Source organism: Mycetocola sp. Y444 (assembly GCF_059445295.1).
In genome coordinates this window covers 1-23,779 of sequence record NZ_JCAIUB010000002.1, presented here as the reverse complement: position 1 = coordinate 23,779, position 23,779 = coordinate 1, and the positions used below count along the sequence as shown (strand labels likewise).

Here is a 23,779-nt window from a genome sequence, read left to right as displayed (position 1 = left end):
TGCCGTCGGCCGGCCCCGCAGGCATCCGCCGCTAGATGACGCCCTGCGCGAGCATCGCGTCAGCGACCTTCACGAATGCCGCCGTGTTGGCGCCGACGACATAATCGCCGGGGCGACCGTAACGGTCGGCAGCCTCGAAAGCCGCAGCGTGAACCCCGCGCATGATGTTGTGCAGGCGGTCCTCGCTGTCGCTGAAGTTCCAGCGCTGACGCGATGCGTTCTGGCTCATCTCGAGTGCGCTCGTGGCCACGCCGCCGGCGTTTGCCGCCTTACCGGGACCGAACAGCACACCGGCCTGCTGGAAGGCGTGCACGGCGTCTGGCAGACACGGCATGTTTGCGCCCTCCGCGACAGCCTCGACGCCGTTGGCGATGAGCGCCTCGGCGTCTCGCAACGAGAGCTCGTTCTGCGTGGCGCACGGCAGGGCGATCTGGCCAGGCACATCCCACACGCTTCCACCCGAAATGAACCGTGCACTCGTGCGCCGCTCGGCGTACTCGGCGATGCGCAGCCGCTCGACTTCCTTGATCTGCTTGAGCAGGTCAACGTCGATTCCGGCCTCGTCCACGATGTAACCGGAAGAGTCGGATGCCGTGATCGCACGTCCGCCGAGCTGCTGCACTTTCTCGATGGCGTAGATCGCGACGTTGCCGGAGCCGGACACGACGGCGGTCTTGCCCTCGATGGATTCACCCCTGGTCGCGAGCATCTCCTCGGTGAAGAACACCGCGCCGTAGCCCGTGGCCTCCGTACGGACTTCGGCGCCGCCCCATCCGGTGCCCTTCCCGGTGAACATGCCGGACTCATGGCGGTTGGTGATCTTGCGGTACTGGCCGAAGAGGTAGCCGATCTCGCGTCCGCCGACGCCGATGTCACCGGCCGGCACATCGGTGTGCTCGCCGAGGTGGCGGTAGAGCTCGTTCATGAAGCTCTGGCAGAACCGCATGATTTCGGCGTCGCTCTTGCCCTGCGGGTTGAAGTCGCTTCCGCCCTTGGCACCGCCGATCCCCTGCGCGGTGAGCGCGTTCTTGAAGATCTGCTCGAAACCGAGGAATTTGATGATCGACAGGTTCACCGTCGGGTGGAACCGGAGACCGCCCTTGTACGGACCGAGCGCTGAGTTGAATTGCACCCGGAAACCCCGGTTGACCTGCACGCGATTCTGGTCGTCGGTCCACGGCACGCGGAACATGACCTGACGCTCGGGCTCGACGATCCGCTGGAGGATTCCCGCCTCGAGGAACTCGGGGTGATCGTCAAGCGCTGGCGCTATCGACTCGAGCACCTCGTGCATGGCCTGATGGAATTCCGGCTCCCCTGCGTTGCGGGCGACGGCGGTCTCATACACCTCGGAAATGGCTTCTGAACTGGGTGAGGTTTGGAACAAGGGAGAACTTTCTGATCAGGAAAACGGGCAACACCGCCCGGGCGACGCACGGCAGCCAGATTCCGGATGAGGAGGGGTGCGACGCGCGAGAAAGGTCGTTGTTCGACCGAGAACAGTTTGATCGCGCCGGGCGCGCCAGTCAATTTCGCCGCTCAGCATCGGGCTGCGGTCGCCACCTGGCCGCTCGCTCGAAGAGCGCGACGACGAGCAACGCGATCCCGGCGAACACCGGGATCGCGGCAGGAGCGGCGTGCCAGCTCCCGTCGAAGACTGAGACCATCGACGATGACGACTGAATGATCGAGACCTCACGGCCCTCGATTCCCGCCTCCGTCACCGTCACGTCGAACGTGGGCGTGCCAGAGCCAGACACCAGACTCTGAATGAGCGATGACACCACAAATGATCCGACCATCGCGTCCGCATCCTCGCCGAAAAATTCACGCTCTTCCGCGGTCAGCGAGATAACCCGCTCAGCAGCGTCCAGCCTTGCCTGCGCGTCGCCAAGCAGCAGGCCAAGGCCGCTGATCACCAGCAGGGCTCCCGCGCCGGCGATCCAGCGGGCCCGATGACGTCGACGACGGTGCCGAACGGATGCCACGAGCGAGCTATCCGTCCAGCTCGCCGTCCGAACCGCTGGTCCTGTGTCTCACGGGCGTCCACCTGGTCGCCAGGAAGAAAACAACGCCGATCACGGTCAGAACTCCGGCGATACACAGGAGCGGGGCAATGCCCCACGCGACCTGGACCCAAATCCAGTCCAAGCGCGCTTCTTCACTGGTTTGTCCTCCGCCGATCTGCCCGGAGTACATCTGGGTGACCGCCCAGCGATAGAGCGTCACCCCCGCGATCGTCATCACGGTCCCGATGACCGCGAGGCTGATCAGGTAGGGGTTTCGCCACGGGCGCAGTTCAGCGGGTGGGGCCACGTCCTCGGCATCGCCCGCAGCATCCGTGCCGCCGGAAAGCAACGTTTCGATCCGGTCCGGCCCCTCGGCTTGCCGAACAACCAGATCGGGAACCGGGGCAACGGGCATCGGCGCTACCCGGGCTGGGGCCTGCGGCGACTCACCGGCCCGATCGCGTCGGCTGGGCTCGTAGCCACGCTGGAACTCCGGACTGTACCTGGGGTCGAACCCGCCTTCGTCGCTCATCCGATGCTCCTTCGCGCGGAATGCCTGACTCGGATTCTAGCCAGCGAACGAAGCCGCCGCCGCGGTTCCGTCGGACTCACCGGCGAGAAGTTCCCGCAACCATTCGCGTGCGTCGACGAAGACCTCGTCCGAGTACTTCTCATCGAAGACGATCGGGGACTTGTCCGCACGAGGGTACGAGCCGAGGAACATGACACCGGGACTGAACCGCCTGACGCCGAGAAGAGCATCCGCAACCCGCTCGTCGCTGATGTGACCGTCGGCGTCGATGATGAATCGGTACCTGCCCAGCTCATCGCCGATCGGCCTCGATTCGATGAGGCTCATGTTTACACCGCGCGTCGAAAACTGCTGCAGCAGCTCGAGCAGGGCACCGGCACGGTCGACGGGAAGCTCGGCGACGAGGCTCGTCTTGTCTGCCCCGGTTGCGTCGGGAATCCGGGTTGTCCTGCTCACGTGGAGGAACCGCGTGACGGCATTCGGGTTGTCACCGATCGCCTCGGCGAGCACGTCGACGTCGTACGAGTCCACGATTCCTGGCGGCGCAATGGCGGCGTCTGCCAGTTCGGTTTCGAACAGGGCGGATGCCGCGGCCACGTTGCTCGTGGCGGGAATGTGCCCGTGATCAGGGAGCGTTGCGTCCATCCACTGGTGACACTGCGCGTAAGCAACCGGGTGCGCGTTGACAACCCTGACATCCTCGAGCCGCGTTCCGCGACGGGCGACGAGGACGAAATTCACCGACACGAGGTACTCACCGACGATGCGAAGCCCCGGCATTGTTGCGAGGGCGTCCTGGGCGACGGAAACCCCACCCTCGATGGAGTTCTCGATGGCGATGACCGCTCCATCGCTTCGCCCGGCGATGACATCTCCGAGCGCTTCACCAACATTGTTGACCGACCGCCAGTTCTGGCCGACCGCCTCAGGCACCTGCGCGAGGGCGGCTTCGGTAAACGTTCCGCGGGGCCCCAGGTAGCTGTACGTGCGGAGCGAAACCGGGTCGCGGGTCTGTGCCATAGAATCGAGCCTACCGGCCAGTCTCTCCACCAACGGTGGAGTATCGGTGAAGCGCCCCGAATGTGGGACTGTGCACGGCCTGCACGAATCGATATGCTTTCGAGGCTGGCTACGCGCGCGTACCAGGGGGAGCGACATTCCGGTCGTTGTGCGGGGAGTAGTCGGTTGTATTCGTTGAGGGTGGTCGCATCCGCGGTCAACAGTGGTAAGTCGGCGCTTCGTGGCGCGTCCCGACTGTCCCGCCTCGGTGGTGCGACAACGGTGCTCGCGCTGCTCATCACCGGCCCGGGGCTCGCCAGCCAGGTTCACCATTCGTTCACCGGTCAGCATGCCAGGTCACAGGCATCCGACTCGCCGTCCATGAGGGTCATCGGCTCCCTGTCCGGCCTCGGATTCGCCACCGAGTTCTCCGGCGATCTCGACGCCGCCGTGGGTGCACTGCAGGCGCTCAAGCCGCGCCAGGTCGCAGCGCTCTGGACCGACCTGCCCGACGACTTCCGGAACCGCCTGGTCGAGGATCGGCCGGACGCAATCGGCAACCTCGGCGGGGTTTCGTATGTCGACCGCAGCAGCGCAAACGTGGCGCGGCTCGCCGATCTAAAAGACCAGGCGGAAGCGGACCTGCGGCTCGCGCTTGGGCACAGCCTTTCTTCGGGCGACGCCCAGAGCGCTCACATCACCATGGAGGCGACCGACAGGCTGCGCGGCGTCGATCTCCTCGTTCAACGATTCGGGTCCGGGGCCGATCTGTCCGACTCGGTGCCGCACTACCTCATCGAGCTCGATGGAACGGTGGCCGGCCCCCCGCTCGCTGCCGTTGCGGTCGGAGATCTCGACAGTGCGAAGTTCGCGAGCTTCTTCGTGCCGGGCATGGACTCGAGCGTGCTCCAGTTGTCGGACTACCTGCGTGGCGTCGAACGGATGCAGGAGGCATCGGTCGACAGCGCCGCCGTGCTCTGGCTGGGTTACGCGAGCCCGGGACCCGTCGACACGGTTTCGACCGAGCACGCCGAGGCGGGGTCTGTACGGCTCGCCGCCGCCCTCGCCGGGTATGACGCCGTGCGGGACGAAGCCGAGCCGCTTGCGGAGGTGACGGTCATCGGCCATTCCTACGGCTCGACGACCGCGGCCCTCGCTCTCGCTAATGGCAATTACGGGGTGAATTCGTTCGTCATCATCGGTTCCGCCGGTGTTCCTGCCGGGTTGACGATCACCGACCTCCACGTGCAGCCGGAACGGGTGTACGTCTCCCAGGCACGCGAGGATGCGCTCGCTGACACCGGGCGGTTCTGGTCAGGTCGAGCCAATCCAGCAGAACCGGGATGGGGCGCTCAGTTCTTCGGCAGCGACGGCACAACGCTCGAAGACGGCACCATCCTGGCAGCGGTGAAAGCGCACGACGCGGTTGGAGCATCCCACCACTTCGACCATGACAAATACCTCGGCGACGGCACAGAGAGCCTCTACGACATCCGGAAGATCATCACCGGGGAGCGCCACGGCATCACGCCTGGCTCGGGAACTCTTGCGGCCGATACCACCCTCCTCGCCGAGGGGTCCGGCGCAAGGCCCTGACGAGCAGGGGGCGCTGATGCCACAATGGGCTCATGAATGAGCGAGCAGGCACCCCAGCAGCTGAATCCGATCTCGTCGACGTCACGGCGCTTCTCGAGGCGTACTTCGAGCTGCAGCCCGACGTGTCGATTCCGGAACAACGCGTGGTCTTCGGAACCAGCGGGCACAGGGGGTCATCCCTCAACACGGCCTTCAACGAGCATCACATCGCCGCGACCACACAGGCGATCGTCGAATACCGGGCAGACCAGGGCATCACCGGTCCGCTGTTCATCGGGTCGGACACCCACGCGCTGAGCCACCCGGCGCAGACCACGGCGCTCAAGGTGCTTGTGGGCAACGACGTGCGCGTCCTGGTCGACGAGTTCGACGACTTCGTCCCAACCCCGTCGCTCAGCCACGCGATCCTCAAGTACAACAACTCCGGCGCCGAGGAACAGGCGGACGGCATCGTCGTCACGCCGAGCCACAACCCTCCGGCAGACGGCGGCTTCAAGTACAACCCGCCGCACGGCGGGCCGGCCGACAGCGATGCGACGAGCTGGATCGCCAACCGTGCGAACGAAATCATCGCAAACGGAATGATCGATGTCCAGATGGCCGAACCGAGCGCCGTCGAAACCTACGACTTCCGCACAAACTACGTCGATGACCTCGCGACGATCATCAACATGGACGCGATTCGTGAGTCGGGAATCAAGATCGGCGCCGATCCGCTTGGCGGGGCGAGCGTGAGCTACTGGCAGGCGATCGCAGACAAGTACAACCTCAACCTCACAGTGGTGAACCCTCACGTCGACCCGACCTGGCGGTTCATGACTCTCGACTGGGACGGCAAGATCCGGATGGATCCGTCGAGTTCCTTCGCGATGGCATCCGTTCTCGCGCATAAGGATGAGTACGACATCCTCACCGGCAACGACGCGGATGCCGACAGGCACGGCATCGTGACGCCGGACGGCGGGCTGATGAACCCGAACCACTTCCTCGCGGTCGCCATCGACTACCTCTACCGCAACCGTTCCGGCTGGGATCAGGGCGCGAAGATCGGCAAGACCCTGGTCTCCAGCTCCATCATCGACCGGGTGGCTGACTCACTCGGCCGCACGCTGTGGGAGGTGCCGGTCGGGTTCAAGTGGTTTGTCCCCGGACTCATCGACGGCTCTGTCGGCTTCGGCGGCGAGGAGAGTGCTGGCGCGAGCTTCCTGCGGATGGACGGCACCGTGTGGACCACAGACAAGGACGGCATCCTGCTGTGCCTGCTCGCCGCGGAGATCCTCGCGGTGACCGGCAAGACCCCATCGGAGCTGTACCGGGAACTCACCGACAAGTACGGCGACCCGGTGTATGAGCGCGTCGATGCCGCTGCCACGAAAGCCCAGAAAGCGGCACTCGGCAAGCTGGATGGAGCGGCGATCACGGCGACCGAGCTGGCCGGCGATCCCATCGTCGCGAAGCTCAGCACAGCGCCAGGCAACGGCGCACCCGTTGGCGGGGTGAAGGTCGTGACCGAGAACGCCTGGTTCGCCGCGAGGCCGAGCGGGACCGAAGATGTCTACAAGATCTACGCTGAGTCGTTCCGGGGTGCCGAGCACCTGAAGCAGGTCCAGGCCGAGGCGAAGCTCATCGTCGACGCGGCGCTCGGCGGATAGCTCCTACCCCGAGAGCATCAGTTGCGGTCGAGAACACCCGGCGCAACTGATGCTTTGGGCCGGAACTGATGCTCTCGGCAACTGACTACAGACCGAGTGCGGTCAGTTCCTCGTCCATGCGCTCGGCGATCTCGGCGTATCCCGCGTCGTTGGGGTGGATGCCGTCGGCCGACATCCATTCCGGGTGGCCTTCCAGCCACCGCGAGGCTCCCTCGATGTAGTCCGCGTCGACGGCGGTGGCGGCATCCCGCACCCAGCCGATGATGGCGTCGACCGTTTCGGGCCTCTCGTCGGTGTACCAGAACGGCTCGACGACCACGAGGCGGGCGTCGGGAAGCTCCTCGGCGAAGGTTTCCAGGTCGTCCCCGATGGCCTGCCTGAGGCCGTCGGCCGCACTCGGCGGAGCAAAGTTGTCGTTGAGCCCCATCGTGACGATGACGATGTCGGGTTTCTCATCGACGATGAGCCCGACGAGGTCGTCGGCCAGAGCGTCGCGATTGTTCACGAAGCCGAGCCCGCTCACGCTGGGGTTGAACTCGGTCCAGTTCCGGTCGGCGGCGATGAGTGTCGACCATCGGAGTGACGGATCGCTTGCGCCAACCCCTTGCGTGTACGAATCACCGTAAAAGGCCGCCACCGGCTGGCCGGGGTCCGGGGACCGCTGCCCTGGACCTGTCGCAGAACACGCGACGAGTCCGGCCCCAACGCCAAGAAGCGCGAGCGCGAGAAGCACGTGAGGCGTCCGGTTCGTGCGGTGCATGCGCGGTCCGATCCAGAGGGGGCGGTTAGGCGGGAATACTCCAGAACCACGCGGTTCCGCCCGGGTGCTCGACGGTGATGGTGGTGTCGAGGTCCCTGTAGTCGAAGTCCTTGTTGTGGCCGACGAGCTGAATCACGGTCTTATCCCCCTCGACGAACACCTTCGACACGATCATCACGTGGTCCGGAGTGTCGTTGAGGTTCCAGTCGAACATGGCGACGTCGCCGACCTTGACCTTGTCGCGCTCATCGAGGGACAGCCGGGTAGCCTCCGGCCCCTCGGAACTGGCGAACCAGTCGTCCATGGCGGGGACGTATCCCCACGCCGGGGTCCAGTCGGCACCGGCCCGCTTGTTGTGCCAGGCATCCGTCTGCTCCCAGCCGCGTTCGATCAGCGTCTGGCTGACGAAGTTGGCACAGTCACCGCCGACCGGGTTGAGGTTGCCCCACTCGGCCTCGTTGTACGTGCTCCAGTGAGTCATCGCGTATGACATCTGGGCGTCGATACCGGTCTCCACCGCATACGTCAGCGGCACGGGTGATCCGATCGGCGTCTCCCCGTCAAGAACGACGACATCAGCGGCAACAGGCTGGAAGTTGACGGCCGCGGGAGCCACGAAACTCAGCGACGTGTCATCCTTCACCGTCACATCCGACGCGGGGACGCCTCCCACCGTCACGGCTGTTGCGCTCTTGAGGCCGGTGCCGGAAACGGAAACCGTCGTGCCACCGGTGACCGATCCGGTCGCCGGCTCCACTGCGCTGACCTGGCTGACCACGTCGGGGGTCGCGGAGACAGACGGTTGCGGGCGATCTCCCGTTGCTCCGGTTGAGCCCGTCTCTGTTGCGCATCCGGCAACGACAGTTCCCATTGCCACGATGCCCGCCAGCACCGCGATGCGGCGCTTCCTGACGCGGGGGCTGACGGACTGGAACGGGTTTTGCACGAAGAATCCTTTGGTTGAGAGCTGATTCCCATGGTAATCGACGCGGTCGAAAGAAGACCGTGACACTCCCCCGCACGTCGGCCGACCGTGCTCCCGAAAGAAAGGCTTGACACGTGCGCGCAGGGTCGCGTAGCTTGTCCACTAATCCGTGAGAGCGCTCTCAGCACTGCAAATGAGAGCGCTCTCAGCTGCACCAGTCCACACACACAAAGGAGTGATCGTGAACCTCTCACGCCGCACCAGGCTCGCGTCCGGCATCGCCGGCGCCGCAGCCTTTGCACTCATCGCCACCGGCTGCGCCTCAGGAGGCGCCGACTCCGCTGACGGCAAGATCGAACTGTCCATCACCACGTTCGGCACCTTCGGGTACGACGAGCTCTACAAGGAGTACGAGAAAGCCAACCCGAACATCACGATCAAGGCCGACAACATCGACACCGGCGGAAACGCCCGCACGGACGCCTTCACCAAGATCTCCGCCGGTTCCGGCCTCACCGACATTGTCGCGATCGAGGAAGGCTGGCTCGGACAGATCATGGGGGTCTCCGACCAGTTCGTCGACCTCAACGAGTACGGCGCAGCCGACATCAAGGACAACTGGGTGCCCTGGAAGTTCGATCAGGGCACAGACCCCGATGGCCGTGTCATCGGCTACGGCACCGACATCGGCCCGCAGGGTCTCTGCTACAACGGCAAGCTCTTCGAAGCCGCCGGACTGCCGAGCGACCGTGAAGCCGTCGCGGAACTCTTCGGAGGCGACGAAGCGACCTGGGAACGGTACTTCGAACTCGGTGAGCAGTACAAGGCTGCAACCGGCAAAGCCTGGTACGACCACTCGGGCTTCGTCTGGAACTCCATGGTGAACCAGATGGATGAGGGTTACTACACCAGGGACGGTGACCTCAACATCGAGGACAACGCCGAAATGCGCGAGCGTTTCGACCAGCTCGCAGCCGGCACGGCGAACGGCCTCTCGGCCAACCAGACCGCGTGGGACTGGGGCAAGGGCAAGGCATTCGTTGATGGCTCCTTCGCCACGTTCGTCTGCCCGGGCTGGATGCTCGGCACCATCAAGGGATCACTCGAGTCCGGTGGCGGCGACGCCTCGACCGGCTGGGACTTCGCCGACGTCTTCCCCGGCGGAGCGTCCAACTGGGGCGGCGCCTTCCTCTCGGTCCCAACATCATCGGAACACCCCAAGGAAGCCGCGGCCCTCGCCGAATGGCTGACCGCTCCCGAGCAGCAGGTGAAGCAGTCCGAAGCAGCCGGCAACTTCCCCAGCACCATCGAAGCCCAGAAGAAGCTCGCAGAAGAGGCCACTCCGAACGAGCTGTTCAACAACGCCCCGACCGGAGCGATCCTCGCGTCACGCGCCGAGGGAGTTGAAGCCCAGTTCAAGGGACCTGACGACTCGCTCATCCAGGAGAACGTCTTCGGCCCCGCACTGAAGCTGCTCGACACGGGCAAGACCACGAGCGCCGACGAGGCATGGGATGAAGCCATCTCGCTCCTCAACGACCTGGTAGTCAACAACTAGCAAGCACCCGACCAAGAGGCCCCCGGATCCGTCCGGGGGCCTCCACCTGGACGCGAGAACATGACAAGCACACTGAACCGGCCGCCGGTCGAGAGTCCATCTCCCCGCGCGTCGCGCACCCCCAAGAAGGCGCCCATGTCGATGAAGCACCGGTTGAGTGCCCTCGATGTGAAGGCCTCCCCCTACCTGTACGTCGCCCCCTTCTTCATCCTCTTCGCCATCGTCGGTCTCTTCCCTCTGGTCTATACGTTCGTTGTATCGCTGTACGACTGGCACCTGCTCAAGGGGCAGGGCGAGTTCGTGGGGCTGGGAAACTTCACGGCGGTCCTCGGAGACCGTTTCTTCTGGAACTCGCTGTTCAACACGGTGAGCATCTTCTTCCTCTCCTCGATTCCGCAGCTCACCGCCGCCGTCATCATCGCCGCGGTGCTGGACCAGAACCTGCGGGGTAAGACGTTCTGGCGGATGAGCGTGCTCCTGCCGTACGTCGTCACGCCGGTCGCCGTCGCGATGATCTTCTCGAACGTCTTCGGCGAGGAATACGGACTGATCAACAACATCCTCGAGAGCTTCGGCATCGACCCGATCATGTGGCGCAACGAGACGCTGCCAAGCCACATCGCGATAGCGACGATGGTCAACTGGCGGTGGACGGGATACAACGCGTTGATCCTGCTCGCAGCGATGCAGTCGGTACCCCGCGACATCCACGAATCTGCCGCTCTCGACGGCGCTGGGGCTCTCCGCCGGTTCTTCAGCATCACCCTTCCCTCCATTCGCCCCACGATGATCTTCGTCATCATCACGGCGACAATCGGCGGCCTGCAGATCTTCACGGAACCCCGCCTCTTCGACCCGGTCACCGCCGGCGGATCACAGCGGCAGTTCCAGACCACGGTGCTCTACCTCTGGGAGATGGCCTTCTTCCGCCAGAACTTCGGCAAGGCCTCGGCCATTGCCTGGCTGCTGTTCCTGCTCATCGTGATCTTCGGCCTGATCAACTTCCTCCTGTCCCGCAGCATCGCGACGGCAGAGGGCAGAGGTGCGAACGCACGAGCACAGCGCCGGCTGCTCAAGGTCCGCCAGCGCGAAGCGCGGGACGCCGTGAAGCGCGGCGCTGCGACCTCAGTCGTGGCGGAGACGCTCCCCGCGCCTGGCCCCGCCAATCCGACAGACCCACCAGCACCGACAGAAGAGAGGGGTAACCGATGAGCGCGAACACCCTCACCCGCCAGACGGAGACTCCTCCGAGCCTGCCAACGCGACGCAAAGCGAAGTTCTTCGGAATCGACAAGCGTCCCGGGTGGCTGACCTACACGCTGCTCGGGGTGTTCTTCCTCTCGTCGGCCTACCCCCTGTGGTGGTCGTTCGTCATGGGCACTCGGAGCAACGCCGCGTTCGGCTCGACCTGGCCCCCGCTCCTGCCAGGAGGAAACTTCTGGAAGAACGTCGGTGAGGTCTTCGACACGGTGCCGTTCTGGCTCGCGCTCGGCAACAGCGTGCTCATCTCGAGCATCATCACGGTGTCCGTCGTCACCTTCTCGACGCTCGCCGGCTATGCGTTCGCCAAACTCCGTTTCAAGGGCCGCGATGGCTTGATGCTCTTCGTCATCGCGACGATGGCGATTCCGACCCAGCTCGGCATCATCCCCCTGTTCATGGTGATGAGGACGCTCGGCTGGACCGGAGAGATCGGTGCGGTGATCATCCCGACCCTCGTCACGGCGTTCGGCGTCTTCTTCATGCGCCAGTATCTGGTGGACGTGATCCCGGACGAACTCATCGAAGCGGCCCGCATGGATGGCGCAAGCATGATCTCGACCTTCTGGCACGTCGCGGTCCCCGCGGCCAGGCCTGCAATGGCGATCCTTGGCCTGTTCACCTTCATGACGGCGTGGACCGACTTCCTCTGGCCGCTCCTCGTCCTCAACGCGAGCAACCCCACACTGCAGACGGCGCTCAGCCAGCTGCAGTCGGCGCGGTACGTCGATTACTCGATAGTGCTCGCTGGGGCCATTATGGCTACAGTCCCATTGCTCATCCTCTTTATCGTGGCGGGCAAACAACTCATTTCAGGCATCATGCAAGGAGCAGTGAAAGGTTAATGGCACTCAACTTTCCCCCCACCTTTATCTGGGGGTCGGCAACAGCTGCGGCCCAGGTCGAAGGGGCACGCCACGAGGACGGCAAGGAAGACTCGATCTGGGATGCTTTCTCTCGCGTTCCGGGAGCGATCGCCGGTGGCGATGACCTCGAGGTCGCCGTCGACCACTACCACCGCTATGCCGGTGACGTCGCAATCATGAAAAAGCTCGGCCTCGACTCGTACAGGTTCTCCACCAGCTGGGCGCGCGTTGTGCCGGGCGACCGCGAGCCGAACCAGGCCGGCCTCGACTTCTACTCCAGGCTCGTCGATGAACTGCTCGGCGCCGGAATCCTGCCCTGGCTGACCCTCTACCACTGGGACCTGCCGCAGGCCCTCGAAGAAAAGGGCGGATGGGCCAACCGCGACACAGCCGAGCGCTTCGCCGACTACGCCGAGACCGTCTATGGCACCCTGGGCGACCGGGTGAAGAACTGGACGACGTTCAACGAGCCGTTCTGCTCCTCCCTGCTCGGGTACGCCTCGGGCGTTCACGCACCCGGCCGGCAGAACCCGACGGACGCCGTTTCAGCGATTCACCACCAGCACCTGGCCCACGGTCTCGCCGTGAACCGGCTGCGTGAACTCGGTGCAGAGCAGATCGGCATCACGCTCAACCTGTCGAACGCGATCCCCCTCGACGCCAACGACCCGGTCGATGTCGAAGCAGCTCGCCGGTTCGACGTACTCCAGAACCGGGTGTTCCTCGACCCCATCGTCACCGGCGCATACGCCGATGACACGCTCAACGACCTCGAGCAGTTCGGCCTTCGCGACATCATCCAGCCGGGCGACATGGAGATCATCGGAACGAAGATCGACTTCCTCGGCGTCAACCATTACCACGACGATCAGGTCTCGGGCCACCCGGACGATTCAGGAACAGACGGTCACTCCGGCGCGACCGAGCGCGACATCAAGTCGTGCTGGATCGGCTCCGAGTACATCACGTTCCCGAGCCGCGGCCTGCCGCGTACGGCCATGAACTGGGAGGTGAACCCCTCCGGGCTGCACAAGCTGCTGGTTCGGCTGGGCCGCGAATACCCGAACATGCCACCGCTCTTCGTCACCGAGAACGGCTCGGCATACCAGGACGTTCTCGAGGGCGGGCGCGTGCACGACACCGAGCGTACGCAATACATCGTTGACCACGTGCAGGCCGTGTCGGACGCCATCGGCGACGGCGCGGATGTTCGCGGGTACTTCGTCTGGTCCCTCCTCGACAACTTCGAGTGGTCGTGGGGATACGACAAGCGATTCGGGATCGTCCGCGTCGATTATGCAAGCCAGGAGCGGACGATCAAGGACTCGGGACTGGCGTACGCAGAGATGATCGCTGCTGCCAAGACGGCGGAGCTCGCACACTAGAGTAGGACGACCGAGGGGGTGACGCGGATGACAACGCAAGACATCGAACCGACACGCGCGCCGGCATCCGCCGGGCAGTCACCGACGCTCGAAATGGTTGCCGCCCGCGCCGGGGTGTCGAGAGCGACGGTGTCACGCGTCGTCAACTCCTCCCCCAAGGTGACAGCGGAGGTGGTCGCGCTCGTCCAGAACGCGATTGCCGAGCTCAATTACGTGCCGAACCGGGCCGCGAGGTCGCTGGCCAGTCGAAAGACCCAGGTCATCGCCCTCGTGGTTCCGGAGTCGGCCGCGAAGGTCTTCGACGACCCGTTCTTTGCATCGGTGGTTCAGGGCGTTGCGCTGTACCTCGCCGACACCGACTACACACTCAACCTGCTGATCGCGTCGGAGACCAAGTCAGACAAGACGAGACGCTACCTGCTCGGCGGAAACGTCGATGGCGCCCTCGTGGTTTCGCACCACTCAGGTGACCACTCGTACACCCGCCTTGGGCAGCAGTTGCCGATCGTTTTCGGTGGTCGGCCGATCAACCCCGAGACCGCGGAGGGGCACTACGTCGACGTCGACAACGTCGCCGGTGCCCGTGTCGCCACCCAACGGCTCATCGATCGGGGATGTCGCTCGATCGCGACGATCGCCGGTCCGCAGGACATGCCGCCCGGCATCGACCGGCTTGCCGGCTGGCGTGAGGCTCTCGCCTCCGCCGGGCTTAATGACTCGCTCATCGAGTACGGCGACTACTCGCCGGATGACGGCGCCGAAGCGATGCGACGGCTGCTCGCACGGGGAGTTCCGATCGACGGGCTCTTTTCATTCAGCGACCAGCTCGCCGCAGGGGCGTACTCGGTGATCCGCGAGGCAGGGCTGACGATCCCCGGCGATATCGCGGTCGTCGGTTATGACGACGACCGCTACGCGAGCACCATCGACCCGCCGCTCACGACGGTTAACCAGGCGCCTGCAGCGATGGGAGCAAAGATGGCGGAGATCGTCGTGCGGCTGATCGACGGCGAAGAGATCGACACGGCGACGACCATGCCGACGAAGCTCGTCGTGCGCGACTCCGCCTGACGGAGAACAGCGCCAGCGCCCGGCGCAATCACGTTTCCGGTGGTGTGGCTGTTCCGAGCGCGGGGGAGCACAATAGAAGGAATAGCCCGGCGCCGTTTGCGCTTGACTGAAAGAGGCCTCGAGGCACCGCGTTGCCTCGCCTCTTTCGCAATCCGACCCAAGATCGTGAGTTCCGCATGTCCCACCCTCTCGCAGCGACGACGGAGCTCAGCGGCTCTCTGACCGACGACGAGGTGCTGGTTCTCCGCCGCGATTTCCCCGCGCTGAACCAGAAGGTCAACGGCAACGACCTCGTCTACCTCGACTCGGGGGCCACCTCACAGAAGCCGGCGAGCGTGCTCGACGCCGAACGCTCCTTCTACGAGCACGACAACTCAGCGGTGCACCGCGGTGCGCACACCCTCGCCGCGAACGCCACCGAGCTGTTCGAGAACGCCCGTGCCACAGTCGCCCGCTTCGTCGGCGCGCGCGACAACGAAATCATCTGGACCTCCAACGCGACGGAGGGCATCAACCTCCTCGCCTACGCTTTCTCCAACGCCAGCCTCGGTCGTGGCGGTGCGGATGCCGCGCGCTTCGTTCTGAAGGCTGGCGACGAAATCCTGACCACAGAGGGTGAACACCACTCCAACGTCGTGCCGTGGCAGGAACTCGCCGCCCGCACCGGTGCGACGCTGCGCTACATCCCGGTGAACGATGACGGCACACTCAGGATGGAGGAGGCGGAGCGCCTGATCACCGACCGCACGAAGATCGTCACGTTCACCCACGTCTCCAACGTCACCGGCGTGATCAACCCGGTCGATACTCTGGTTCGGTTGGCACACGCCGTCGGTGCGCTGGTCGTGCTCGACGCCTGCCAGTCCGCGCCGCATCGCGCTCTCGATCTTGCCGCTCTCGACGTGGACTTTGCCGTGTTCTCCGGACACAAGATGCTCGCTCCGACGGGGATCGGTGTGCTTTACGGCCGGGCAGAGTTGCTCGATGCGATGCCACCATTCCTCACCGGCGGATCGATGATCACGACGGTGACCATGGAGGCATCCGGTTACCTGCCCGCTCCCCAGCGGTTCGAGGCAGGCACGCAAAAAGTCTCACAGGCCATCGCACTCGCCGCCGCCGTCGGCTACCTCACGGCGGTGGGCATGGACCGGATCGAGCGGTGGGAATCATCCCTCGGAGCACGACTCGTTGAGGGATTCGGCGCGCTGCCCGGAGTGCGCGTGCTCGGGTCCGCCGCCGGCGTGCACCGCGCCGGCCTCGCGAGCGTTGACGTCGAAGGGGTCCACGCCCACGACGTCGGCCAGTTCCTCGACGACCGCGGCATCGCCGTTCGGGTCGGGCACCACTGCGCCCAGCCGCTGCACCGCCGGTTCGGTGTTACAGCGTCGACCCGTGCGAGCGCGTATCTCTACAACACGACCGCCGATGTCGACGCGGCCATCGACGCCATGGCATCCGTCCGCGCATTCTTCGGAGTGAAGTAATGGCATCCGGAGATCTGGCAGGGATGTACCAGCAGGTCATTCTCGAGCACTCGCGCGAGAAGCACGGCTTCGGCCTGGAGCCAGAAGCGGATGCCTCGAGCCACCAGTTGAACCCCACCTGCGGTGACGAACTGACGATGCAGCTTCACCTCGACGGCGACGTGGTTCGTTCGCTCAGCTGGGAGGGTGCCGGCTGCTCCATCTCAATGGCATCAGCCTCGCTGCTGCACGACCTGGCGCCGGGGCTCTCCGTCGACGAGATGCGATCACGGATCGAGCTGTTCCGTGAACTCATGCACTCGAAGGGCGCTGGAGTGGACAACGATGAGCCGCTCGGCGACGCCGTCGTGCTCGAGGGCGTCGCCAAGTACATGGCGCGAGTCAAGTGCGCCATGCTCGCGTGGGTTGCCCTCGAGGCCGACCTCGCCCAGCTCCAGAAGTAGAACCGGGCGAGGTACTCAGGGCTTACGCGAAGTGCGGCGTGACCTCGGCGGCGATCAGCTCGAGGTGATCGAGGTCCGACAGATCGAGAATCTGCAGGTACACGGTTTCGACCCCGTCGTCCTGCAGCGCGCCGAGCCGGTCGATGACCTCGGACGGGGTTCCGGCCAGGCCGTTCTCGCGCAGCTCACCGGTCTCCCGGCCGATTGCGGCAGCCCGCCCGGCGTACCCCGCTTCGTCTGACGCGACGGCGGCGACAAACGCCGCGGAGTAGGTGAGGTCGTCGGGGTCGCGTTCGATGGCTTCGCAGGCCCCGCGAACACCGGCAAACGTGGCGGCGATCTTGTCGAATGGTACAAACGGCGCGTTGAACTCTGTAGCGAATCGAGCGGCCATCGCCGGGGTTCGCTTGGGCCCTCCACCGCCGACGATTACGGGCACGCGGTCCTGCACGGGCTTCGGCAGGGCCGGCGAGTTCTCGAGTGAGTAGTGCTCGCCGCTGAACGAATAGCTCTCGCCGACCGGCGTGCCGAACAGCCCCGTCACGATCTCGAGTTGCTCCTCGAGCATGCCGAACCGCTTCGGCGGGAAGGGTATTCCGTACGCAGCATGCTCTTCCTTGTACCAGCCCGTTCCGAGCCCGAGCTCGACCCTGCCGCCTGACATTTGGTCGACCTGGGCCACCTGGATGGCGAGGATGCCCGGCGGTCGGTACGTCACGCTCGACACGAGGGTGCCGAGGCGAATCCGCGAGGTCTCGCGAGCCAGTCCGGCGAGAGTGGTCCAGGCGTCGGTTGGTCCGGGAAGCCCCGAGAAGTGGTCGCCCATCTTCAGGTAGTGGTCGCTGCGGAAGTACGCGTCGAAACCGAGGCGCTCAGCGGCCTGTGCCACCGCGAGCTGGTCGTCGTAGGTTGCTCCCTGCTGCGGTTCGGTGAAAATCCTGAACTTCACAAATCGCCTTTCTTGTCGTTGAGTGTGCGCCAGTCGACGTCAGCGGCCGCGAGCCTGGCTCGCATGACGGCGATCGCTTCGGGGTTCTGGTCGATCATGATGAAGCGCCGGCCCAGGGTCGACGCAACCGCGCCCGTCGTGCCGCTGCCGGCGAAGAAGTCGAGGACGACGTCGCCTTCCCTGCTGGATGCCTGGATGATGCGGCGCAGTATCCCGACGGGCTTTTGGGTTGGATACCCGGTCTTCTCCCTGCCGGTGGGCGAGACGATCGTGTGCCACCAGACGTCGGTGGGGAGCTTGCCGCGCTCCACCTTCTCTGGCGTGACGAGTCCTGGAGCCATGTACGGTTCGCGATCGACGGCATCCGAGTTGAAATAGTACGTTTTCGGATTCTTCACGTAGACGAGGATCGTGTCGTGTTTCGTCGGCCACTTGCTCTTGGACTTCGCTCCGTAGTCGTAAGCCCAGATCAGCTCGTTGAGGAAACAGTCGCGGCCGAAGATGGCGTCGAGCAGCACCTTTGCGTAGTGCGCCTCACGATAGTCGAGGTGCAGGTACAGGGTGCCGTCGTCGGCGAGCAGTCGCCATGCCTCGAGGAGCCTTGGCTCGAGGAAGGTCCAGTAGTCGTCGAACGTGTCGTCGTAACGGCGCAGTTCTCCGCGGATGCGTTCGTAGCTCTTGCCCTTGAACCCCGTGCTGCCACCGTTCTCCACGCGAACGCTCGAGGTCACGTGGCGCTGTTGCTCCCGCCCTGTGTTGAATGGCGGGTCGATGTAGACGAGGGTGACGGATGCGTCAGGCAGGGTGGGCAGGATCTGGAGGTTGTCGCCCTCGATGACCATGTTCGCCACTGGAGCGGGGTCGTTCACGACGGACGGGCCGTTCACGAGGCACGGGTCGTTCACGACGGAGACGTCAGCCGTCTCGTCGGCGGTCACGGTCACGGCACCCGATTCAGCCACGCGTCAGTGGCGAACTTGGACTCTACGAGAGCCTCGGCCTCGGCATATTCCTCGGGCGTTATGTCGCCGGGAACGGCGTCGGTGAGACTGACGAAGGTGGCCTTCATGCGCTCGATGATCTCGGCGCGGCTGAGTCCGGTCTGGCTGCGCAGCGGGTCGACCCGCTTCGCGGCCGACTTCGTGCCCTTGTCGCTGAGCTTCTCGCGCCCGATGCGGAGCACCTTCGCCATGAGTTCACCGTCCATGTCGTAGCTCATGGTGACGTGGTGGAGTACAGCTCCGTTGCCGAGTCGCTTCTGGGCGGCCCCGCCGATCTTGCCGCTCGGGCTCGTGATGTCGTTGAGTGGCTGGTACGTCGCCTCAATGCCGACGGAGCGGAGTGCGCTGAGCACCCAGTCGTCGAGATAGGCGTAACTGTCCGCGAACGTCATCCCCTTGACCAGTTCCGCAGGCACGTAGAGCGAGTACGTGATGATCTGGCCCTTGCCCATGAGCATCGCGCCGCCGCCGGAGATGCGACGAACCACGTCGAATCCGTTGGCCCTGGCCTGTTCCAGGTCGACCTCGTTCCTGACCGACTGGAAGCTGCCAAGAACAACGGCCGACTCCTCCCACTCCCAGATCCGGAGTGTCGGGCCGCGGCGCCCGGCGCCAACCTCGGCGGTGAGCACCTCGTCCAGGGCGAGGTGCATCCGTGGCGAAACCGGTTTCGAGTGGATCAGCTCCCACGGGAAGTCACGCCAGTCTGCGGCCCCGGAGAGTGAGCGGCGAATCGCTGTCGCTACGGCTTCAGGACTGAAGCCGAGGAGCGTCGCCCCTTCCGGAAGGCCGCGGCGGATCGCGGATGCCAGCGCCGTGGCATCCGTCTCGACCGGAAGGCCGTTGACGGCCCTGTTGATGTCTTCGAGAGCACTGTCTGGCTCGAGAAAGAAGTCGCCGGCGAGACGGAAATTTGCGATCCGGCCCTCATCGACATCGAGGTCGACAACGACGAGCTTGCCGCCGGGAACCTTGTACTCACCATGCATGTGTCCAGCCTAGCCGTGGCAGGCGCACGAGGAGAGGGCGCCGAATCGCGCACCGTGGGTGACAATGGGGCTATGACTACTCTGTTTTTGGCCCGCCACGGCGAGACGGTCTGGCATGCTGACCACCGATACGCCGGCACCGCCGATGTGCAGCTCAACGAAAACGGGTTGCGCGAGGCCGAGACCCTCGCGGACTGGGCGAACGATGCCCGCCTCGACGCGATTTACTCGTCGCCGCTGAGCCGCGCGATCCTCACGGCCGAGCCGAGCGCCCGGGTCACCGGACAGATCGTCGAGACAGACCCGGATCTCCTCGAGGTCGGGTTCGGGGTCGGCGAGGGACGCACGCTCGACGAGTTGCGACCGACCTATGCCACGGAGGTGGACGCTTTCGTCGCCAGGCCCGCCGAGGCGGTGCTGCCGGGCGGCGAGCAGGGCCTTCACGGCATCACCCGGTACCTTCGCGCGTTCGACCGGATCGAGGCCGCGTTCCCCCAGGGTCGCGTGCTCGTCAGCTGCCACGGCACGGCGCTCCGGCTGACACTGTGTTCACTGCTGGGGATCGACCCGAACTGCTACCGCGAGCTCATGCCTGTCGTTCAGAACGGCGCGGTCACCACGCTCGAATACACAGCGGGGAAGGCGCGGCTCTATGCGTTCAACGTCCCCGCGAGCGCTGCTGCCCACCGCTACTGAGGTCCGGACAGGACGTCAGCGGTGTGCGCGTTGAGCCAGCCCACGAGGTCTGCAATGATCTCGTCCCGGTTCGTCTCGTTGTATATCTCGTGCCTGGCACCCTGATAGATCTTCAGCGTGACGTCGCTGAGTTTCGCTCGTTTGACGTACGCGTCGCGCAATAGTGTCAGTCCCCGCGTGCCGCCGAGGGGATCATCCGAACCGCCCTGGATCAGCATCGGGATGTCGCGGGGCATCTTTCTCGGCGGGAGTCCAACGAGTACAAAAAACGCCTGCGCCGGCGTCCACACCGGGGTCACGGCAATGTCGAAGTTGAACTCGTCGGCAGAGAACCCCTCCCACACGGACTCGTCCCGACTGAGCCACTCCAGCCCGGTCGCCGTCGGTGATTTCCACCTGCGGTTGTAGTTGCCGGCTCCGACAACGCCAGGGATGGCGAGCGACGATCCGGAAAGAACAACAGCGTCGTAAATGCTCGCACGATTGATGATCTTTTGCGCCATCATCGAGCCCCAGCTGTGCGCGAGCAGCACCAGGGGCAACTCTGAGTGCTCATCCCGAATCCGCTCGCCGACGAACTGTGCGGTGTCGATCGCGGCTCGTATGTTGCGATCGCCGAGTTTGCCCATTCCGAGGTGATGAATTCCGGTCTGGCCGTGTCCGCGCTGATCGTGAGCGATGACTGTGTAGCCGGCCGCGTTGAGTTCCCTGGCGAGCGGCGCATAGCGGCGGGCGTGTTCACCCACTCCATGGCTCAGGTGAATGACGCCCTTCGGATTCGGCACTGACCAGGTGTAGTAGTAAATGGTGACCCCGTCGGCGTCGACCAGCGTCCTTGACTCGGGCGCCGTGGCATCCGTTCGCGTTTCGTGCGTCGCGGCATCCGCGCCTGAGTGATCGTCGCCTGTCATGCGCCCCAGCGTATCCGCAGAACAGGGCGGATCGCAGCAGCAGGCACATAGTTAGCGATGCTAATCAGATCTTTACCTTCGCTAAGTAATTTGATAAGCTGTCCTTCTGTGGCAAAGACAATCGCGGAGCAGGCATCAGACCTGCGCATGGCAACGTTCCGACTGGCCAGGCGTCTTCGCGCCGAACGGGCTAACGACGAGCTCAGTGACGGCCAGTTCTCGGTGCTCGGAGGCCTGTACACCCACGGGTCGCACACCCTGAGCGGGCTTGCGGAGCGCGACCACGTTTCAGCGCCGTCGATGAACCGCACGGTGAATTGCCTGGAGGAATCCGGGTACCTCACCCGGGTCGCCGATGCCGCAGACAAGCGCCGCGTGACCATCGAACTGACGGATGCCGGTGCTGCAATCGTCAAAGCAACAGTCAAGAAGAGGGATGCCTGGCTTAACCACCAGCTGCGCGCCCTCGATCCCGCCGACAGAGAAACCCTGGCCAAGGCCGCCGACCTGATGAGGAGACTCGCCACCCAGTGAGTGCAATGTTCCGTTCGCTTTCGAGCTATAACTACCGCCTGTGGTTCATTGGCGCCCTCGTGTCCAACATCGGTGCGTGGATGCAGTCGACGACCCAGAGCTGGGTCGTGCTCACGGTACTGACCGACAACGACGCCGTTGCCGTCGGCATCACGATGGCCCTGCAGTTCGGGCCGCAACTGCTGCTCGTGCCCATCACCGGCCTCATCGCCGACCGGTTCGACCGGCGCAAGATCCTTATGATCACGCAGAGCGCACTGATGCTTCTCGGTGTTGGTCTCGGGCTCTTACTCATCCTCGGTCACGCCGAGCTCTGGCACCTCTACGTCTTCGCACTCCTCCTCGGCATCGTGAACGCCGTCGACGGGCCGGCGCGCCAGACCTTCGTCTCCGACCTCGTCGACGAGCACAACATGTCGAACGCCGTCGCCCTCAACTCCGCGTCATTCAATGCCGCGCGCATGATCGGCCCCGCCCTCGCCGGTCTCCTTATCGTCGTGATCGGCTCCGGCTGGGTGTTCATCGTCAACGGCGCCACGTTCCTCGCTGTGCTGTTCGCGCTCTACAAGCTGCGCTCGAGCCAGCTGCGCGCCCGCCCGCGCGCACCGCGCCAGCGTGGACAGCTCGCCGAGGGCTTCCGCTACGTTCTGAGCCGACCCGACCTCGGCGTCATCTTCGTCATCGTGTTCATCATGGGTGCGTTCGGCATGAACTTCCCGATCTTCGCGTCAACGATGGCGGTCGAGCTCGGCGGCGGCGCCGGCGACTACGGTTTGCTGTCGTCGATCCTCGCTATCGGCTCGCTCACCGGGGCCCTGCTCGCCGCGCGCCGCGACCGCGCCCGGATGCGTGTCATCATCGCCGCCGTCGGGTTGTTCTCGGTCGCCGCGTTTACGGCATCCGTCATGCCCACGTTCTGGACCTTCGCGTTCGCCCTCATCTTCATCGGCTTCGCGACGGTCACCATGCTGACGACGGCAAACGCTTTCGTACAGACCACGACGAATGCCGCGGTGCGCGGCCGCGTGATGGCGCTGTACATGGCGGTCCTGATGGGTGGCACTCCGCTCGGAGCCCCGATCGTCGGCGGCATCGCCAACGCGTGGGGCCCTCGATGGGCACTTGCCGCAGCCGGAGTTGCGGCGCTGATCGCCTGCACGTTCGCGCTGACCTGGGCGGTGGCGGCACGGCAGCTGAGGTTGCGCGTGCACCCCGACTCTCGCTGGCGCCTCGTCGTCACGCACGCCGGTCGCCCACTCCCCGTGTCGTCGATCGTGCCCGAGGACTTCTCCGAGGAGGTCGCACTGACCTCTCCCATTTCGCTGCCGGACCTCGCTCGTGGAACACGCCGTGATGCGAAGCGCCCGGCTGACAAGAGCGTCCCCGCAGAAAGCCACGCCCCCGCGCCAACCCATTCGCGCTAACTCAGCCTCGGCCTGTAACCCGGGTCGGCGGCGTCCGACGCGAGCCACTTCCTGATCGACTGATCGGGTCGTCGGCTGAACGGCGGAGTCCAAACGGCCCATCGGAAGATCGGGACACCGCGGCAGTTCCCGCGCTCCCCGGCCAGTAATGGCGTGCGTTCGATCGTCAGAGCAGCCGCTTCTGTCGGAGCAGCGCGAACGACCGTCCCCCGCCGAGGCACCGGTGTACAGCCGTTTGTCGCCGAGCATTGGGGCGGGGGCGACCGTGATGCGGCGCCGCGGATGCCGTGACCGCGCGTTAACGAATAAAAGCCACCCGGCTGGGTGGCTTGGTTGTCGAGAGCTGCGGGGGTGCGGGGTGCGCCTGGCGTGGTGCTCGCGCTGGTGCTGGTGCCGCTGTTGTGGTGCCGTGGTGCTGTGGGTTAAAGACGGTGCGGTAAAGATGGTGGGTTAAAGACGAAGAGCCCACCCCGAGGGGTGGGCTCTTCTAAGTTAAGTCCGGCGGTGTCCTACTCTCCCACAGGGTCCCCCCTGCAGTACCATCGGCGCAAAGAGTCTTAGCTTCCGGGTTCGGAATGTGACCGGGCGTTTCCCTCTTGCTATGGCCGCCGAAACATCTTGTGACGTTAGTCAAAAGCTGAATCGAACAAACATGTTTGCTTGTTCGGTTCTCGACCGTACATCGAGAACCACATAGTGGACGCTACGCATCGTGAATTTTATCGATCACGA

The 23,779-nt window shown here is 64.8% G+C and carries 22 protein-coding genes and 1 rRNA gene; 12 read left to right on the top strand and 11 right to left on the bottom strand.

Features of this window, described 5'->3' with window-relative positions:
* Positions 1 to 31 precede the first annotated feature (31 nt).
* The 4 genes from gdhA to pheA form a co-directional block, all read right to left on the bottom strand.
* Positions 32 to 1,357: an NADP-specific glutamate dehydrogenase gene (gene gdhA, locus AC1C2M_RS06860; RefSeq protein WP_483405876.1), complete on the bottom strand. Its 1,326-nt coding sequence runs from the start codon at positions 1,355 to 1,357 to the stop codon at positions 32 to 34.
* A 169-nt stretch (positions 1,358 to 1,526) separates the two neighbouring features.
* Complete coding sequence (locus tag AC1C2M_RS06855) at positions 1,527 to 1,988, bottom strand: hypothetical protein (RefSeq protein ID WP_495435720.1); 462 nt, start codon at positions 1,986 to 1,988, stop codon at positions 1,527 to 1,529.
* Between the two features lie 7 nt (positions 1,989 to 1,995).
* The gene (locus AC1C2M_RS06850) at positions 1,996 to 2,541 is read right to left on the bottom strand and encodes a hypothetical protein (RefSeq protein WP_495435719.1); all 546 of its coding nucleotides are present in this window, start codon (positions 2,539 to 2,541) and stop codon (positions 1,996 to 1,998) included.
* A gap of 36 nt (positions 2,542 to 2,577) precedes the next feature.
* The gene (gene pheA / locus AC1C2M_RS06845) at positions 2,578 to 3,561 is read right to left on the bottom strand and encodes a prephenate dehydratase (RefSeq protein ID WP_483405007.1); all 984 of its coding nucleotides are present in this window, start codon (positions 3,559 to 3,561) and stop codon (positions 2,578 to 2,580) included.
* A gap of 180 nt (positions 3,562 to 3,741) precedes the next feature.
* Between pheA and AC1C2M_RS06840 the strand changes: the two genes are divergently transcribed.
* Both AC1C2M_RS06840 and pgm read left to right on the top strand, forming a co-directional pair.
* Positions 3,742 to 5,136, top strand: coding sequence for an alpha/beta hydrolase (locus AC1C2M_RS06840; RefSeq protein WP_495435718.1), 1,395 nt, complete (start codon positions 3,742 to 3,744; stop codon positions 5,134 to 5,136).
* Between the two features lie 32 nt (positions 5,137 to 5,168).
* Positions 5,169 to 6,788 (top strand): phosphoglucomutase (alpha-D-glucose-1,6-bisphosphate-dependent), encoded by a 1,620-nt coding sequence (gene pgm / locus AC1C2M_RS06835; protein ID WP_483405005.1) that lies wholly within the window; start codon positions 5,169 to 5,171, stop codon positions 6,786 to 6,788.
* An 85-nt stretch (positions 6,789 to 6,873) separates the two neighbouring features.
* Here the strand turns inward: pgm and AC1C2M_RS06830 are convergent, their stop codons facing one another.
* Together AC1C2M_RS06830 and AC1C2M_RS06825 are read right to left on the bottom strand one after the other, a co-directional pair.
* Positions 6,874 to 7,548, bottom strand: coding sequence for an SGNH/GDSL hydrolase family protein (locus AC1C2M_RS06830; protein WP_495435717.1), 675 nt, complete (start codon positions 7,546 to 7,548; stop codon positions 6,874 to 6,876).
* A 25-nt stretch (positions 7,549 to 7,573) separates the two neighbouring features.
* Positions 7,574 to 8,494 carry an amidase domain-containing protein gene (locus AC1C2M_RS06825; RefSeq protein ID WP_495435716.1) on the bottom strand — a complete coding sequence of 307 codons (921 nt, stop codon included), beginning with the start codon at positions 8,492 to 8,494 and terminating at the stop codon, positions 7,574 to 7,576.
* A 220-nt stretch (positions 8,495 to 8,714) separates the two neighbouring features.
* Between AC1C2M_RS06825 and AC1C2M_RS06820 the strand changes: the two genes are divergently transcribed.
* The 7 genes from AC1C2M_RS06820 (at position 8,715) to sufU (ending at position 16,543) form a co-directional block, all read left to right on the top strand.
* Complete coding sequence (locus AC1C2M_RS06820; RefSeq protein ID WP_495435715.1) at positions 8,715 to 10,031, top strand: ABC transporter substrate-binding protein; 1,317 nt, start codon at positions 8,715 to 8,717, stop codon at positions 10,029 to 10,031.
* A gap of 60 nt (positions 10,032 to 10,091) precedes the next feature.
* On the top strand, positions 10,092 to 11,243 hold the full coding sequence (locus AC1C2M_RS06815) for a carbohydrate ABC transporter permease (protein WP_495435714.1): 1,152 nt from the start codon (positions 10,092 to 10,094) through the stop codon (positions 11,241 to 11,243).
* Positions 11,240 to 12,136: a carbohydrate ABC transporter permease gene (locus AC1C2M_RS06810; RefSeq protein ID WP_108389933.1), complete on the top strand. Its 897-nt coding sequence runs from the start codon at positions 11,240 to 11,242 to the stop codon at positions 12,134 to 12,136. The genes AC1C2M_RS06815 and AC1C2M_RS06810 overlap by 4 nt, the downstream gene beginning before the upstream one ends.
* Positions 12,136 to 13,542, top strand: coding sequence for a GH1 family beta-glucosidase (locus AC1C2M_RS06805; protein WP_495435713.1), 1,407 nt, complete (start codon positions 12,136 to 12,138; stop codon positions 13,540 to 13,542). The genes AC1C2M_RS06810 and AC1C2M_RS06805 overlap by 1 nt, the downstream gene beginning before the upstream one ends.
* A gap of 27 nt (positions 13,543 to 13,569) precedes the next feature.
* Positions 13,570 to 14,613: a LacI family DNA-binding transcriptional regulator gene (locus tag AC1C2M_RS06800; RefSeq protein ID WP_495435712.1), complete on the top strand. Its 1,044-nt coding sequence runs from the start codon at positions 13,570 to 13,572 to the stop codon at positions 14,611 to 14,613.
* A 176-nt stretch (positions 14,614 to 14,789) separates the two neighbouring features.
* Positions 14,790 to 16,100, top strand: a complete 1,311-nt coding sequence (locus AC1C2M_RS06795) for a cysteine desulfurase (protein ID WP_495435711.1) — start codon at positions 14,790 to 14,792, stop codon at positions 16,098 to 16,100.
* The gene (sufU, locus tag AC1C2M_RS06790; protein WP_495435710.1) at positions 16,100 to 16,543 is read left to right on the top strand and encodes a Fe-S cluster assembly sulfur transfer protein SufU; all 444 of its coding nucleotides are present in this window, start codon (positions 16,100 to 16,102) and stop codon (positions 16,541 to 16,543) included. Before AC1C2M_RS06795 ends, sufU begins: the two co-directional genes overlap by 1 nt.
* A 22-nt stretch (positions 16,544 to 16,565) precedes the next feature.
* Here the strand turns inward: sufU and AC1C2M_RS06785 are convergent, their stop codons facing one another.
* From AC1C2M_RS06785 to lplAB, 3 genes are all read right to left on the bottom strand, one after another.
* Positions 16,566 to 17,492 carry an LLM class F420-dependent oxidoreductase gene (locus tag AC1C2M_RS06785; RefSeq protein ID WP_495435709.1) on the bottom strand — a complete coding sequence of 309 codons (927 nt, stop codon included), beginning with the start codon at positions 17,490 to 17,492 and terminating at the stop codon, positions 16,566 to 16,568.
* Complete coding sequence (locus tag AC1C2M_RS06780; RefSeq protein ID WP_495436477.1) at positions 17,489 to 18,334, bottom strand: DNA-methyltransferase; 846 nt, start codon at positions 18,332 to 18,334, stop codon at positions 17,489 to 17,491. The genes AC1C2M_RS06785 and AC1C2M_RS06780 overlap by 4 nt, the downstream gene beginning before the upstream one ends.
* 98 nt (positions 18,335 to 18,432) lie before the next feature.
* Positions 18,433 to 19,482, bottom strand: coding sequence for a lipoate-protein ligase LplAB (gene lplAB / locus AC1C2M_RS06775; RefSeq protein WP_483404995.1), 1,050 nt, complete (start codon positions 19,480 to 19,482; stop codon positions 18,433 to 18,435).
* Positions 19,483 to 19,554: 72 nt separating this feature from the next.
* Between lplAB and AC1C2M_RS06770 the strand changes: the two genes are divergently transcribed.
* Positions 19,555 to 20,178, top strand: a complete 624-nt coding sequence (locus AC1C2M_RS06770) for a histidine phosphatase family protein (RefSeq protein WP_495435708.1) — start codon at positions 19,555 to 19,557, stop codon at positions 20,176 to 20,178.
* Here the strand turns inward: AC1C2M_RS06770 and AC1C2M_RS06765 are convergent.
* Complete coding sequence (locus tag AC1C2M_RS06765; protein ID WP_495435707.1) at positions 20,172 to 21,089, bottom strand: alpha/beta hydrolase; 918 nt, start codon at positions 21,087 to 21,089, stop codon at positions 20,172 to 20,174. The two genes, AC1C2M_RS06770 and AC1C2M_RS06765, sit on opposite strands and share 7 nt — an antisense overlap.
* Before the next feature lie 108 nt (positions 21,090 to 21,197).
* On the opposite strand from AC1C2M_RS06765, the gene AC1C2M_RS06760 reads away from it, so the two are divergent.
* The gene (locus tag AC1C2M_RS06760; RefSeq protein ID WP_495435706.1) at positions 21,198 to 21,623 is read left to right on the top strand and encodes a MarR family winged helix-turn-helix transcriptional regulator; all 426 of its coding nucleotides are present in this window, start codon (positions 21,198 to 21,200) and stop codon (positions 21,621 to 21,623) included.
* A 5-nt stretch (positions 21,624 to 21,628) separates the two neighbouring features.
* Positions 21,629 to 23,047: an MFS transporter gene (locus tag AC1C2M_RS06755; RefSeq protein ID WP_495435705.1), complete on the top strand. Its 1,419-nt coding sequence runs from the start codon at positions 21,629 to 21,631 to the stop codon at positions 23,045 to 23,047.
* A 496-nt stretch (positions 23,048 to 23,543) separates the two neighbouring features.
* Here AC1C2M_RS06755 and rrf read toward each other — a convergent pair.
* Positions 23,544 to 23,660, bottom strand: a 5S ribosomal RNA gene (rrf, locus tag AC1C2M_RS06750).
* Between the last annotated feature and the right edge of the window lie 119 nt (positions 23,661 to 23,779).